This is a genomic window from Streptomyces sp. NPDC104831 (assembly GCF_055583025.1).
Map to the genome: position 1 here is coordinate 1 of NZ_JBVJOT010000020.1, position 13510 is coordinate 13510.

Genomic DNA, 13510 nt, shown 5'->3' on the forward strand with positions numbered 1-13510 from the left:
GGGTTGGGGGGACAGCGGGCCGGCCTTTTTTTTTGGGGGACAGGGGGCCGGGGTCGGCAGGGGGAAAAGGGGGTGTGCCTCTGGGGGGGAGCGCCAGGTCCTCGCCGCCGGCCGCTCGGCCGGCGCCGCTCTCGCCGCCGATCTCGCCCGGGACCGGCCGGAACGGCTCGCCGAGACCCTGGCGGCGGCGGCCCCCGACGCCGTGGTCAACTGCGCGGGCGCCACCGGCGGCGATCCCGTGACGCTGGCCGAGGTCAACGCCCGCGGTCCCGCCGTGCTCTGCGCGGCCCTGTGCGCGGCGGCCCCCACGGCCCGGCTGGTGCACCTGGGCTCGGCCGCCGAGTACGGGCCGGGCACCCCGGGCGAGAAGGCCGCCGAGTCGTCCCCCGCCCGCCCGGTCACCCCGTACGGCGCGACCAAGCTGGCGGGCACCCTCGCGGTGACCTCCGCCGCCCTGGACGCGGTGGTGCTGCGGATCGGCAACCCCGTCGGCCCGGGAGCGCCCCCCGCGAGCCTGCCCGGCCGGCTGGCCGACCTGCTCCGCCCGGCCGGCCGGGACCCGCAGGCCGTACTGCGCCTCGGGGACCTCTCCGCCCACCGCGACTTCGTCGACGTACGCGACGTGGCCCGGGCGGTCGAGCGCGCCGTCACGGCCCCCGCCCCGCTGCCCCGGGTGCTCAACATCGGCGGCGGCAGGGCCGTACCGGTACGGGAGCTGGCGCACGGCCTGGCCCGGCACGCGGGGTTCCGGGGCCGGCTGGAGGAGGGCACGGGCGGCTCGGCGCGCTCGGCGCGGGTGTCCTGGCAGTGCTCGGACATCACCGCCGCCGCCCGGGCCCTCGGCTGGCGGCCGGAGCACAGCCTGGACGACGCCCTCGCCGCGCTGTGGGCGGCCACCTGGGAGCCGGTGCCGTGAGCCTGCTGGTGCCGCTGTACGTGCACCCGGCCGACGACCCGGGCGCCTGGCACCGGCTGATCGCGGCGGCGGACCGCACCTACGCGGTCGTCCTCAACCCGGCGAGCGGCCCCGGCACCGCCCCCGACCCCGCGTTCACGGCGGCCGCCCGGGCGCTGCGCGCGGCCGGGGCCCGCCTGCTGGGCTACGTCGACACCGACTACGGCGTCCGGGACCGGGCCGACCTCGCCGAGGAGGCGCGCCGGCACCGGGAGTGGTACGCGGCCGACGGCTGCTTCCTGGACCGGGTGACCGCCGGCCCCGACGGCGTGCCCGCCTGCCGCCGGCTGGTGCGGGAGCTGCGGCGGTCGGGCACCGGGACCGTCGTGCTCAACCCGGGCGTGCATCCGGCCCCCGGCTACGTCCGCCTCGCCGACCTCACCGTCACCTTCGAGGGGCACTGGAGCACCTATGTGTCGTCGTTCACCCGGCCGGCCTGGACCGCCCGGCACCCGTCCGAGCGGCTGTGCCACCTGGTCTACGGCGTGCCCGAGACCCTCGTCCCGCTCGCGGTCCGCACCGCGCACGAGCGGGGCGCGGCGGTGTGCGGCCCGGTGACCGGCGAACCGCCCAACCCCTGGGCCGGGTTGACCCCGGCGCTGACCGGCGGGAACGGTGTGCAAGGCTGAGCAGACCAGCATCCGCGCACGGGAGGCAGCGACCGGCATGGCCGTCATCCACCACACCACCATCAAGCCGTCCAAGACCGAACTGCTCACCGACTGGCTGCCCGGGCGCCCGTGGTACCGCGGCGGTCCCGTCCCGGTGCTGGAGAAGGCGGGCGGTTTCCGCCTGGACGACCCCGAGGGCGAGGTCGGCATCGAGTTCATCGTGGTCACCGACACCGCGAGCCCCGGGCGGACGGCGTACCTGACGCCGCTCACCTACCGGGGGGCGCCGCTGGAGGGCGCCGGGCACGCCCTCGTCGGCACCATGGAGCACGGGGTGCTGGGCACGCGCTGGGTCTACGACGGCTGCCACGACCCGGTGCTGGTGGGCCAGGTGCTGGAGCTGATCGGGGGCCGGGCCCAGGCGATGGCCCAGAGCGTCACCGACACCCCCGACCACGAGGTCGGCCGCTCCTGCGCCGTCGCCCCGCCGAGCCTGGACGGGGCCACGCCCGAGCCGGCCGACGACGCCGACGGCACGCACCTGCCCCTGCCGGGCGGCACGGTCCTCCACGTCCACCGCGTCCTCGAACCCGTCACCGGGGAGCAGCCGCTGCCGCGGCCGGACGTCCTCGGCCACGTCGCCTCCGGCTGGCCGGGCCCGGACGAGGGCCGGCTGCGCGCCGTGTTCATGACGCTCCGCGCGGCCTGACCCCCGCGCCGGGGCGACGACGGCCACCCGCACGGGCTACACACCGGCCGCGGACGGCTTCGTTGGGCCCATCCCGGGGTGCGGCGCGCGCCGGCCCCGGGTCAGATGGACTCGTGCGAAGCCCCATATCCCGTCCTCGCGGGCGGTCCCGCCGGTGCCTCACCGGCGTACTGACCGCCCTTGTCCTGCTCCTTCCCGCCTCCCCGGCCGCGTCGGCGGAGCCCGACCCGACCGGGCAGCCGCTCACCCGCGGCAACGCCTACATGGGCATCGGCGTCCTCGCCCACGACGGCGCCTCCGGCACCCCGCCCCCGGCCTCCCGCGCCACCCAGACCGAGGGCGTGGACGTCTCCAGCCACCAGGGCGACGTCGACTGGCGGTCGCTGTGGGACAGCGGCGTCCGGTGGGCGTACACCAAGGCCACCGAGGGGACGTACTACACCAACCCCTACTTCACGCAGCAGTACGACGGCTCCTTCGACGTCGGCATGGTCCGCGGCGCCTACCACTTCGCCACCCCGGACACGGCCGGCGGCGCCGCCCAGGCCGACTACTTCCTCGCGCACGGCGGCGGCTGGTCGGCCGACGGCAAGACCCTCCCGGGCGTCCTCGACATCGAGTGGAACCCGTACGGCGACGCCTGCTACGGCAAGTCGGCGAGCGCCATGGTCGCCTGGATCCGCGACTTCCTGGACCGCTACAAGTCCCGCACCGGCCGGGCGGCGGTCGTCTACACCGCCACCAGCTGGTGGTCGGAGTGCACCGGCGGCTACGCCGGTTTCGGACCGGTCAACCCGCTGTGGGTCGCGCGCTACGCCGCGACGGTGGGGACGCTGCCGGCCGGCTGGTCGTCGTACACCATGTGGCAGTACACCTCCTCGGGCCCGGCGGTCGGCGACCACGACCGCTTCAACGGCTCCCAGGACAGGCTGCGGGAGTTCGCCACCGGCTGACCGCCCGGGCTCAGTCCACGTCCACGTCGTCGAACAGGGCGTGCACCGCGCCGAGCACCCGCAGGCAGGCGTCGACGTCGGCCATGGTCAGGTCGCCGTCGACGCGGCGCAGCAGCTCGTGCTCGCGGGCCCGTACCGCGCCGATCGCGTCCCGGCCCCGCTCGGTGAGCCGGATCAGCGACGACCGGCGGTGCGCGGGGTTGGGCACGCTCTCCACCAGCTCCTGCCGGGCCGCGTCGTTCACCATGCGCTGCACGAACTGCCGGCTGAGCGCCTGGGCCCGGCCCATCTGCGGCACCGTCATCGGGCCCCGGGCGCGCAGCAGATCGAGCACGGCGCGGACGCCGACCGAGAGGCCCTCGGCCGGCGCCGCCTGTTCCACCTTGCGGTGCACCCGCCGGTAGAGCGGGCCGACCAGGTCGAAGACCTCGGTGAGGCGTTCGGCCAGGGCGTCCGGGGAGGGACGGACGGGAGCGGTGCGGGGGTCGTTCATGCCTCCAGGATGACACCTTGGTTGCCAACTCGCGCGAGGAATGACACCTTGGTTGTCATGACTGTCGATCTGGCATCCCTTCCCGTCCGCTTCCTGCCGACCTCCGACGGCCGTCTCGCCTACCGCGAGGCCGGCTCCGGAACGCCCCTCGTCCTGCTGCACGGCGGCTTCACCGACCACCGCATGTGGGAGGCGCAGATCCGGGCCTTCGCGCCGACCCACCGCGTCATCGCCTGGGACGCCCGCGGCCACGGCGCCTCCGACAACGCCACCCGCCCGTTCCGCCAGGCCGACGACCTCGCCGCGCTGCTCCGGGGGCTCGACGCCGCCCCCGCCGTCCTCGTCGGGCTGTCGATGGGCGGGGGCATCGCCACCGACTGCGCGCTGGAGCACCCCGGACTGGTCCGCGCGGTCGCCGTCAGCGGGGTGGGCACCAGCGAGCCCGTCTTCGAGCACCCGTGGGTGCTCGAGGTCATCGCCGGCCAGGAGGCGAGCCTGGCCGCGGGCGACCTGGAGGGCTGGGCCGACGCGTTCGCGCTGTGGGCGGCGGGCCCGGACCGGGACCTGTCCGAGGTCGACCCCGGCGTGGTGCGCCTGGTGCGGGAGATGGGGCTGGCCACGCTGCGCAAGCACACGCCCGGCGAGCCCGACCACAGGATCCCCGTCACCCGCACCTGGGAGCGCGCCCCGGAGATCGAGGTGCCGGTGATCACCATCAACGGCGCCCTGGACTCGCCGGACCACCGCGCCATGACCGCCCGGCTCGCGGGCCTCGTCCGGGACGGCCGCAGCGTCACCGTCCCGGACGCGGCCCACTACCCGAACATGGAGAACCCGGACGCCTTCAACGCCGAACTGGCCGCCTTCCTGGAGAGCCTGCCCTAACCCGCGCCGGCGGGGGAGCGGACCGGGGGCCGGGCGGGTGTGCCCGGTCTCCCGCGGGGGGTACCCGGTGGCCGGGCGGCCTGACCCGGGCGGGCGTACCGGCACTGCGGGGAGCGTGACCCGAGGCGAGACTGCTGGGAAGACGACCGGTGCCGGGTGGTGATGCAGAGGTGACCGCAGAACCGGGCGGGGCGCCGCTGGAGGGCTTCCTCGCCGACCCCGCCACCTGCACCCTGGACATGGCGACCGCCGTCGCCCGCTGTGCCAGGGCGCTGGGCCTCGGGCACGCCGTGATCTACCTCGCCGACATCCAGCAGCGGTACCTCGTGCCGCTCACCGACGTCACCGCGGCCCTGCCCATCGACGCCTCGCTCGCCGGCTGGTGCTACCGCACCCAGTCGCTGCGCGTCGAGGAGTCCGAACGGGACGGGATCACCGCCTGGTTCCCGCTCCTCGACGGAGCCGAACGGCTCGGCGTCCTCGCCGTCCACACCCGGACGCTCACCGCGACCGTCCTGCGCCAGGGCCGGGCGATGGCCGCGCTGCTCGCGATGATGACCTCCTCGAAACGGGCGTACAAGGAGACCTTCGTACGGCGCACGCGCACCCGGGAGATGCACCTGCCCGCCGAGATGCTGCGGGCCTTCCTGCCGCCGCGCACCATCGGCAACCCCCACGTCGTCTCCACGGCCGTCCTCGAACCCGCCTACGACCTCGGCGGCGACGCCTTCGACCACGCGCTGACCACCGAAACCCTGCACGCCGTCGTCCTGGACGCCATGGGGCACAACCTGCTCTCCGGGCTGACCAGCGCGGTCGCCCTGGCCGCCTGCCGCAACGCCCGGCGCAACGACGCCGACCTGCGCACCCTGGTGGACAGCGTGGACGAGGCGCTCACCCAGTGGCTGCCGGACCAGTTCTGCACCGGGATCCTCGCCCGGCTCGACTTCTGCACCGGCAGGCTGGAGTGGTTCAACTGCGGCCATCCCGCGCCGCTGCTGATCCGCGGCCAGCGGCTGATCGCCGACGCGCTGTCCCGCGAGGCCGACCCGCCCATGGGCCTGCGGTCCCTGCTGTCCACACGGGACCGCCAGGTGCACACGGCCCAGCTCCAGCCCGGGGACCGCGTGCTGCTGTACACCGACGGCGTCACCGAGGCGCGGACGGCCGACGGCCGGCTCCTCGGCCTGGAGCGGTTCGCGGACTACGTCATCCGGGCCAGCGCCACCGGCGAGATCGCGCCCGAGACGCTCAGGCGCCTGATCCACTCGCTGCTGGACTCCCAGGACAGCCGGCTCCGGGACGACGCCACGATCGTGATGGTGGAGTGGGAGCCGGGCTCGCCGTCGCCGGGCTCCGGCCCCACCGGTTAGGCTCGGCGCGTGCCGCACGTCGAGATACTCCAGCTGCTGGTCTCCCCGGTGCACCGGCTCGCCGGCCGGCCGGGCGACGGCCTGCCCGAGCTGCCGCCCGGGGAACGGGTGACCCGGGCCGAGGTGCGCGCCGGCCTCGGCATCGTCGGCGACCGGTACTTCAACCGGCCCGCCCACCGCGACGCCTCCCTCACCCTGATGGCCGCCGAGCGGCTGCCGCCGCGCTACCCGGCCGACCTCCTCCTGACCCGGCGCAACGTGCTGCTCGGCGGGGTCGACATCGACGCCCTCATCGGCGCGACGGTCGTCCTGGACTGCGGGCTCGGCCCGGTGGAACTGGAGGTCCGCCGCGCCGCCCGGCCGTGCGCCTGGATGGACACCACCCTCGGACCCGGCGCCCAGCGCGCCCTGCGCGGCGGCGGGGGAGTGCGCTGCCGGCCGCTGACCGACGGCGTCCTCGCCGTGGGCCCCGCCGAGTTCGGGGTACGCCACCCCGCGGGCGGCGCCTGACGACGGGGCCTCAGGTCCCCGAGGCGAGCAGCTGGTCGGTCAGGCGGTGGGCCTGGGCGAGCAGGGCGCCGTAGGTGGCGACCTCGTCGGGGTCGTCCGTCGTGGCGCGGGCCAGGTCCCGGCGCAGCACGGCGAGCGTGCCGCGCAGGTCCGCCACGGCCTCGCGCAGCTCGTCCTCCCGGCCGTCGCCGAACCGGCTGTGGCCGTAGAGCCGCAGCGCGTGGGCGGTCCGGCACAGGAACTGCGCGTACCGCCGGGCGAGCGCGGGGTGCGGGCGGGGCGCCGAGCGGTCCTCGGCGGCGGCCTCCTGCACCGTGCGGGTCACCTCCGCGGTGTACACGGCCGCGTAGTCCAGGACCATCAGCGCGTCCTCGCACCCTTCGCCGGGCGCCGCGGCACCGGTGCGGCGGCGCGGGTTCGCGCGCAGGCTCTCCCGGCTCCACTCCACCGCCGAGCGGGCCTGCTCCACCAGCCGCGGCAGCCGCAGGGCGCGGTCGTGCCAGGCGCCGGCCTCCGCCGCGTCCCAGCGGTCCGCGGCCAGTCCGTCCGCGACGTCCCGCAGGATGCCGTCCGTCTCCGCCACCGCCTCCCCGAGCGCCGCCTCGGTGTCGCGCAGGTACAACGGCGGCCGGACGAGCGCGTTGACCGCGATCCCGACCACCGCGCCGAACGTGGCCTCGGCGAGCCGCGCCGCGGAGGTGGTGACGGCGACCGGCCCGCCCGTCAGGACGAACAGGGCGCCGGTGGCCGCGCAGACACCCTGGCTGCCCAGCCGCCGCCAGTGGCCCAGCAGCATCGCCAGGGGCAGCACCACCGCCATCGCGGCCACCGGGCTGGGCAGCAGCAGTCCGAGCGCCGTGGCCGCCACCGTGCCGACGGCGATCGCCGCGAGCTGCTGCAGCCCGTGCGCGATCGACCGGTACACGGTCGACTCCACCAGCAGCACCGCGACCCACGGCGCGACGAACGCCACGGGCGCCTTCAGCCACCAGCCCGCCACCGCCCAGGCCACCCAGGCGGCCAGCGCGGCCTTCAGCGCCTGCACCGCCAGGTCCCGCTCCCGGCCTGGCCCCGCCCAGGCCCGCCGTGCCGCGCCCGCGGCGGCCGACACATCGCGCCCCAGGGCCTGCCAGATCACTCGTATCCCACGCACACGGGCCCGGGTGCCACCTTCGGGGCGGCTTCATGCGCCGGCGCGCACGACGGCGGCGCCGCCTCCCTGGGACAGGGGAGACGGCGCCGCCCTCCTCACACGCCTCGCGGCGTCAGATCAGCCACCCGAGGAAGTGGGCGAGGCCGGCGAGGATGTCGGTGAGAACGTTCATGTCGTGCTGCTCCTTGCGGTGTATCCGAGTGGGACATGTGTGTGAACTCCGGTCTGCAGCCCGCCCGTTCACACACCACGAGTGTCGTCCCGGCCCGCCGGTCCCGGTGGTCGCACGAGCGACGATCACCTGTTCCAGGGAACAACTGATCCCTTGTTCGCATCGGGCCGCGGGTCACGGCGGCACCGCCCGCAGCGCTTTCAGCACCGCCCACACCACCGACACCAGCGGCACCGCCACCACCGCGCCGATCACCCCCGCCACGATGCTGCCCGCGATGACCGACACGGCCACGACCAGCGGATGCAGCCGCACCGCCCAGCTCATCACCAGCGGATGCAGCACGTGCCCCTCCAACTGGCCGATCACCACGATCAGCACCAGCACCCCGGCCGCCGTCAGCGGCCCCCGACCGGCCAGCGCGACCACCGTCGCCACCCCGAGCGCCACCGGAGAGCCCACCAGCGGCACGAACGCGGCGAAGAACTCCAGCAGCGTCAGCGGCAGCGCCAACGGGACACGCAGCAGCACCAGCACCACGCCCACCAGCACGGCGTTGGTGGCGGCCACGATGATGATGCCGCGCGTGTACCCGGCGAAGCTCCGCCAGGCCGCCCGGCCCGCCCGGTCCCACCCCGCACGCGCACCGCTCGGCAGCAGCCGGTCCCGCGCCCAGGCCCACAGACGCTCCCCGGAGTGCAGGAAGAACACCGACGCGAACAGCGCCAGCGCGGCCCCGGTGACCAGTTCCACCACCCGCCCCAGCTCGCCCAACGCGCTGCTGAGCAGAGCCGACCGGTGTGTGGCCACATAGCCCGCGACCTGCTGCTGGAGCCGGGACAGCGCGCCGGGCCCGAGCCGGAACGGCGGCCGTCGCAGCCACTCCTCGATGCGGTTCACCCCGCCGCGGAACTCGCCCGCCAGCCGGCCCGACTCCTCCGCCACCGCGCTGCCCACCAGCGCCAGCAGACCCAGCAGCAGCACCAGACTCCCCACCAGCGCCACGGCCACGCACAGCGGCCGGGGCAGGAACCGGGCGAGCAGATCGGTCACCGGGCGCAGCACGGACGTCACGACCAGCGCGACGAAGAGCGCGACGGCGATCAGCTGGAAGCTGCCGAGGACGCTGAACACGCCGTAGACGGCGATCCCGACGAGGATCAGCCGCCACGCGTAGGACGCGGCCACCCGCAGCCAGGGCACCGTCCGCTCCGCCGCCCACCCCGCCCCCGCCCAGGGCTCCCGGCGCGGGGCGGGCGGCCGCACCGCGTACGCCGGCCGGCCGCCCGGCACCGCGCGCCGGGTCCGGCCGGGCCGTCCGCCCTTGTGCCGGTGCGCATCGCCCACCACCGCAGCCGCCTCCTCCCCGCCTGACGGCAGGTCACCTGGACAGCACGGTAAGCACACCGGGCACTCCCGGCTCGCCGGGCGCGCGGGTGGCCGTACCCCCGCGCCCGGGCGAGCGGCCGGCCCGGCCCGGGAGCGCGCGGGCACAGGACCTTCACAGCCGGCGCGGAGGGGCCGGGCGGGGATCAGGGCACCCGACGGGGGACGTCGGCAGGGAGGGAGAACCCCCGGTGATCACCGTGTCGGTTCTGCTGTTCCCCGTTCTGGGCCTGATGCTGTTCGGGCTGGACCGGGTCGAGGACCGGTGGGTGCTGCGGCCCTCGGGGGCGCGGCACTCCCGGCACCGCTGGGGGCCGCGGCGGCACGTCCCGCGTCCCCGCTCGCACCGCCTGCGGCGGCGCCGGCGGGCGCGGGCACGCCGTCACCGGGCGGCGCGGGCCGCTCGCCGCGGCGGTAGCGGACGATCGCCTTCCCCAGTTCGATCCGCTCCGGTTCGGGAAGGGCTCCGCCCTGGGCATAGCCGAGCACGTGCTCGGCGACCGTACGCAGCTTGACGTTCGTGCGCTGGGACACGTCCCGCAGCGCCCGCCAGGCCTCCTCCGGGGCGATCCGGCCGAGGACCACGACCGCGCCGATGGCCTGGTCGATCACCGCGTGGGAGGTCACGGCGCGCCGCAGGTGCTGGTTCTCCTCCAGCAGCCGGTCGTGCTCCGATGCCAGGTCGGTCGCCGAGAGCAGGGCCAGCGGCTGGAAGCGGGAGAGGGCGAAGAAGGCCATGGTGCACCTTTTCGAGTGGGGGGCGTCACGGCCTACGCCTGCCCCCGGCGGGCGCGTGCACACGAATCGAATCGGCCTCGCGGGCCGCCGGCGCGCGGGGCCACCCCCACGGGGTGCGCCCTGGTGGGGTGGGCCGGGGCCGGCCGGACCGTCCTTCGTCCGTCAGGCGAACCGGCCCGGGTCCTGGGTCGCGCGGCCCACCGGCAGCAGTTCCCTGATGTCCGCCGGGAGGGCGTGCGCCATCCGCTCGGTCAGTTCCGGGGCGAGCGCGGCGTCCAGCACCTCCAGCACCGCGGCGGCGTCCCGCAATGCCCGGTCCTCGTCGGTGCCGGCCCGGACCGCGACCCGTCCGGTGAAGGTGGTCAGCCCGAACCGCTCGCCCGCGGTGCCGGAGTCCCGTCCGGCCGAGGCGTCGGCCGCCTCCCGCATCTCGGCCGCCAGGTCCGGCGGCAACTGGGCGGCCACGTGCCGGGCGAGCCCGGACGGCAGCCGTTCCGCCAGCGTGCCGACGACCGCGTGCGCGGCCCGCTCGGCCGTACCCCGGTCCGGCAACTGGGCCAGCGCCTGCACCTTGCCGATCATCTCGTCGTGCCGCATGAGACCGGTCCCTTCCGCCCGACGCGCTCGCCGTGCGCCCGTCCGCGCGGGCGCGGCGCCAGGTGCCGGGTACCCCGCGCCGGGCCCGGATCACCGGCCGCGGGGCCCGGTCCCGGTTGCGCAGCCCCCGTGCCGCGGGGTACGTGTCGGCAGCGGGACGACGGCGGGGCAGGCGTGGACGAGGAGGTGCGTATGTCAGGTGCGGGGCTGGTGGCGCCGTTGTGGGACCTGCGCACCGGACAGGGGCCGCGGCAACTGGCCGAGCTGGGGCTGGCCCTGCTGCTGTCGAGCCTGATCGGCTGGGAGCGCGAGGCCCAGCAGAAGAGCGCGGGGCTGCGCACCCACACCCTGGTCGGCATCGCCAGCGCCCTGATGATGGAGGTCTCCCAGCACGGCTTCACCGCGGTGCTCGGCCTGCAGAGCGTGTCCTTCGACCCCTCGCGGGTCGCGGCCCAGGTGGTCTCCGGGATCGGCTTCATCGGCGGCGGGCTGATCTTCGTACGACGGGACAGCGTACGGGGCCTGACCACGGCCGCCACCATCTGGCTGACCTGCGCGGTCGGCATGGCCTGCGGCGGCGGGCTGCCCGTGCTGGCGCTGGCGGTGACGGCCCTGCACTTCCTGGTGGTCCGGGGCTACCCGCTGCTGGCGTCCCGCCTGGTCCCCGGCACGGCCGCCGCCGCGTTCGAGGCGCGCCTGACCTACCGGACCGGCACGGCGCTGCTGCCCCGCCTGCTGCAGACCTGCACCCGGCGCGGCTTCCGCATCGCGCAGGTCAAGGTGGAACGGCTGCCCGGCCGCGCCGACGACGCCGCGCGGGTGCTGCTGCGGCTGGAGGGCACCGGGGACCCCTCCGGGCTGGCGTCGGAGCTGTTCCTCGACGACGGTGTGCTGGACGTGGAGCTGTCCGCCGCGACACAGGAGGAGTGACCGGCGGACGCCCGGGTGGCCCACCTCGTCGGACGCCGGACCCCGCCCGGGCGGGCGCCGGGACGCGCGGTGGCGCGCGCCGCTCAGCCGTCGACCGTGCGCTGGGTGGCCGTCCAGGCGTACTGGAGCCAGTCCGCCACGGTCAGCGCGGCGAAGCCGGAGCCGACCAGCCGGGTGAGCCGCGGCGAGGCGGCGTAGGCACACACCAGGGCGCCGGTGGCCCAGGCCGCGGTGCAGAACGGGCAGGAGACCAGGTCGCCGACGGCCCGCCGGAGCCCGGTGCCCCTCGCCTCGTCCATGACCTCACTGGCCTCGCCCTGGTCCGCGCGGCGGGTGAACGGCGCCCGGAGGAAGCTCGTGATCTTGTCCTTGGTCACCAGCCGCGACGCCTTGTACGCGGCCGTGCCCATCAGCAGCACGTCCCAGGGCGGCACGTTCTCCGGCAGCCGGACCCCCCGGCGCCGGGCCAGCAGCGCGAAGGCCGTGGTGCCGCCCACGAACACGGAGGCCAGGGCGGCGTATCCGCCCAGCGGCGAGTCGTCCCGGTCGTCGTAGCGTGCGGCGTCCGTCGTCATGAGGCCTCCCAGATCCCGCCGGTGTCGTGCGGCCCGTGCCGGGCGCGGGACGAGTGCCCGCCGGGCCGGTGGCGACACATGGCCTTGTGACCGGGGCCCGGACGGGTATATATTCATCAAGTGATGAATAACTGCTCCTGAGAAGGGCAGGACGGCCATGGACTCCAAGACCACCTGCTGTGTCGTCGGCGGCGGCCCCGCGGGCATGGTGCTCGGGCTGCTGCTGGCCCGCGCCGGCATCGCGGTGACGGTGCTGGAGAAACACAACGACTTCCTGCGCGACTTCCGCGGCGACACGGTCCACCCGTCGACCCTGGCGCTCCTGGACGACCTGGGCCTTTCCGAGCGCTTCGCCCGACTGCCGCAGCGCCGGCTGCGCACCGTCCGGCTGCCCGCGGGGACCGGCCGCCCGCCGGTCACGGTCGCCGACCTCTCGCTCCTGCGCGGGCCCTACGACTACGTGGCCATGGTCCCCCAGTGGGACCTGCTGGACCTGCTCGCCGACGAGGCCCGGCGCGAACCCTCCTTCGAGCTGCGGATGAACACCGAGGCGACCGGCTTCCTCGTCGAGTCCGGACGGGTCACCGGGGTGCGCTACCGCACCGCCGACGGCCGCGCCGGCGCACTGCGCGCCACCCTCACCGTGGCCTGCGACGGCCGCGGATCCCTGGCCCGCTCCCGGCCCGAGCTGCGGCTGCGCCGCTTCGCCTGCCCGATGGACGCCTGGTGGTTCCGGCTGCCCCGGCGGGACGGCGACCCCTGCGGCCTCGTCGGCGGCGCCGGCGACGGCTTCCTGACCGCGATGATCGACCGCGGCGACTACTGGCAGTGCGCGGCGCTCATCCCCAAGGGCACCGACGCCGAACGCCGCGCCGCCGGCCTGGACCGCTTCCGGGCCGACTGCACCGCCGCCGCGCCCTGGCTCGCCGACCGCACCCGGGCCCTCGGGTCCTGGGACGACGTCAAGCTGCTCGACGTCCACCTGGACCGCCTGCGCCGCTGGCACCGCCCCGGCCTGCTGTGCATCGGCGACGCGGCGCACGCCATGTCCCCGGTCTTCGGCATCGGCATCAACCTCGCCGTCCAGGACGCCGTCGCCGCCGCCCGCCACCTGACCGGGCCACTGCGGCGGGGGAGGGTGCGGCTGCGCGACGTACGCGCCGTGCAGCGCCGCCGCCGGCCCACCACGCTCGCCACCCAGGCGCTGCAACGCGCCGCCCACGCCCGCGTCATCGCACCGGTCCTGCGCGGCCGCCCGCCGCTGGGCGGCGCCCGCCGCGCCGCGGCCCTGGTCACCGCCGCGCCCTGGCTGCGCCGCCTGCCCGCGTACTTCATCGCCTACGGCGCGCGGCGCGAACGCCCCCCGGCCGAGGCGGTGCGCCACCACCCGCCGGCCACGTCCCAGCCCAACTAACCATTCCCGCACACAGTCTGACGCTCCATCAAATAACTGCCGCAACCCGCCGCCGC

General features: G+C 76.0%; 15 protein-coding genes. 9 read left to right on the forward strand and 6 right to left on the reverse strand.

Translation table 11 applies throughout. The features are described from left to right. From ACZ63H_RS15995 to ACZ63H_RS16010, 4 genes are all read left to right on the forward strand, one after another. Positions 1 to 916 (forward strand): NAD-dependent epimerase/dehydratase family protein (locus ACZ63H_RS15995; RefSeq protein ID WP_469865331.1); only part of this gene is annotated, 916 nt, incomplete at its 5' end. Beyond that, entirely contained in the window at positions 913 to 1584 is a 672-nt protein-coding gene (locus ACZ63H_RS16000; protein WP_469865333.1) for a spherulation-specific family 4 protein, read from the forward strand. The genes ACZ63H_RS15995 and ACZ63H_RS16000, both read left to right, overlap by 4 nt. 37 nt (positions 1585 to 1621) lie before the next feature. Beyond that, entirely contained in the window at positions 1622 to 2275 is a 654-nt protein-coding gene (locus ACZ63H_RS16005; protein ID WP_469865479.1) for a maltokinase N-terminal cap-like domain-containing protein, read from the forward strand. 113 nt (positions 2276 to 2388) lie between these two features. After that, positions 2389 to 3228 carry a lysozyme gene (locus tag ACZ63H_RS16010; RefSeq protein ID WP_469865335.1) on the forward strand — a complete coding sequence of 280 codons (840 nt, stop codon included), beginning with the start codon at positions 2389 to 2391 and terminating at the stop codon, positions 3226 to 3228. Between the two features lie 10 nt (positions 3229 to 3238). Here ACZ63H_RS16010 and ACZ63H_RS16015 read toward each other — a convergent pair whose 3' ends face one another. Next, entirely contained in the window at positions 3239 to 3721 is a 483-nt protein-coding gene (locus ACZ63H_RS16015; RefSeq protein WP_469865337.1) for a MarR family winged helix-turn-helix transcriptional regulator, read from the reverse strand. 57 nt (positions 3722 to 3778) lie between these two features. Here ACZ63H_RS16015 and ACZ63H_RS16020 point away from each other — a divergent pair, with 57 nt between their 5' ends. The 3 genes from ACZ63H_RS16020 (at position 3779) to ACZ63H_RS16030 (ending at position 6489) form a co-directional block, all read left to right on the forward strand. After that, complete coding sequence (locus ACZ63H_RS16020) at positions 3779 to 4606, forward strand: alpha/beta fold hydrolase (RefSeq protein WP_469865339.1); 828 nt, start codon at positions 3779 to 3781, stop codon at positions 4604 to 4606. Positions 4607 to 4776: 170 nt separating this feature from the next. After that, the gene (locus ACZ63H_RS16025; protein WP_469865341.1) at positions 4777 to 5979 is read left to right on the forward strand and encodes a PP2C family protein-serine/threonine phosphatase; all 1203 of its coding nucleotides are present in this window, start codon (positions 4777 to 4779) and stop codon (positions 5977 to 5979) included. Positions 5980 to 5988: 9 nt separating this feature from the next. Beyond that, entirely contained in the window at positions 5989 to 6489 is a 501-nt protein-coding gene (locus tag ACZ63H_RS16030) for a molybdenum cofactor biosysynthesis protein (protein ID WP_469865343.1), read from the forward strand. Positions 6490 to 6499: 10 nt separating this feature from the next. On the opposite strand, the gene ACZ63H_RS16035 is transcribed toward ACZ63H_RS16030, so the two are convergent. The 4 genes from ACZ63H_RS16035 to ACZ63H_RS16050 form a co-directional block, all read right to left on the reverse strand. After that, positions 6500 to 7642, reverse strand: coding sequence for an FUSC family protein (locus tag ACZ63H_RS16035; protein ID WP_469865345.1), 1143 nt, complete (start codon positions 7640 to 7642; stop codon positions 6500 to 6502). 346 nt (positions 7643 to 7988) lie between these two features. Continuing rightward, positions 7989 to 9161 (reverse strand): AI-2E family transporter, encoded by a 1173-nt coding sequence (locus ACZ63H_RS16040; RefSeq protein ID WP_469865347.1) that lies wholly within the window; start codon positions 9159 to 9161, stop codon positions 7989 to 7991. A 234-nt stretch (positions 9162 to 9395) separates the two neighbouring features. Further along, positions 9396 to 9938 (reverse strand): ANTAR domain-containing protein, encoded by a 543-nt coding sequence (locus tag ACZ63H_RS16045; RefSeq protein ID WP_469865348.1) that lies wholly within the window; start codon positions 9936 to 9938, stop codon positions 9396 to 9398. A gap of 162 nt (positions 9939 to 10100) precedes the next feature. Next, positions 10101 to 10535: a DUF2267 domain-containing protein gene (locus tag ACZ63H_RS16050; protein WP_469865350.1), complete on the reverse strand. Its 435-nt coding sequence runs from the start codon at positions 10533 to 10535 to the stop codon at positions 10101 to 10103. A gap of 192 nt (positions 10536 to 10727) precedes the next feature. On the opposite strand from ACZ63H_RS16050, the gene ACZ63H_RS16055 reads away from it, so the two are divergent. Beyond that, the gene (locus ACZ63H_RS16055) at positions 10728 to 11465 is read left to right on the forward strand and encodes an MgtC/SapB family protein (RefSeq protein ID WP_469865352.1); all 738 of its coding nucleotides are present in this window, start codon (positions 10728 to 10730) and stop codon (positions 11463 to 11465) included. A gap of 83 nt (positions 11466 to 11548) precedes the next feature. On the opposite strand, the gene ACZ63H_RS16060 is transcribed toward ACZ63H_RS16055, so the two are convergent. Continuing rightward, a complete protein-coding gene (locus ACZ63H_RS16060) occupies positions 11549 to 12040 on the reverse strand; it encodes a DUF1360 domain-containing protein (protein WP_469865354.1) in 492 nt (163 codons plus the stop codon). A gap of 157 nt (positions 12041 to 12197) precedes the next feature. On the opposite strand from ACZ63H_RS16060, the gene ACZ63H_RS16065 reads away from it, so the two are divergent. Then, positions 12198 to 13454: an FAD-dependent oxidoreductase gene (locus tag ACZ63H_RS16065; RefSeq protein WP_469865356.1), complete on the forward strand. Its 1257-nt coding sequence runs from the start codon at positions 12198 to 12200 to the stop codon at positions 13452 to 13454. The last annotated feature ends 56 nt before the right edge of the window (positions 13455 to 13510 follow it).

Coding starts and splice junctions, on each gene's coding strand:
- ACZ63H_RS16055 (WP_469865352.1), top strand. CDS start 10,728: ATGTCAGGTGCGGGGCTGGTGGCGCCGTTGTGGGACCTGCGCACCGGA.
- ACZ63H_RS16020 (WP_469865339.1), top strand. CDS start 3,779: ATGACTGTCGATCTGGCATCCCTTCCCGTCCGCTTCCTGCCGACCTCC.
- ACZ63H_RS16065 (WP_469865356.1), top strand. CDS start 12,198: ATGGACTCCAAGACCACCTGCTGTGTCGTCGGCGGCGGCCCCGCGGGC.
- ACZ63H_RS16045 (WP_469865348.1), bottom strand. CDS start 9,938: ATGGCCTTCTTCGCCCTCTCCCGCTTCCAGCCGCTGGCCCTGCTCTCG.
- ACZ63H_RS16015 (WP_469865337.1), bottom strand. CDS start 3,721: ATGAACGACCCCCGCACCGCTCCCGTCCGTCCCTCCCCGGACGCCCTG.
- ACZ63H_RS16050 (WP_469865350.1), bottom strand. CDS start 10,535: ATGCGGCACGACGAGATGATCGGCAAGGTGCAGGCGCTGGCCCAGTTG.
- ACZ63H_RS16005 (WP_469865479.1), top strand. CDS start 1,622: ATGGCCGTCATCCACCACACCACCATCAAGCCGTCCAAGACCGAACTG.
- ACZ63H_RS16060 (WP_469865354.1), bottom strand. CDS start 12,040: ATGACGACGGACGCCGCACGCTACGACGACCGGGACGACTCGCCGCTG.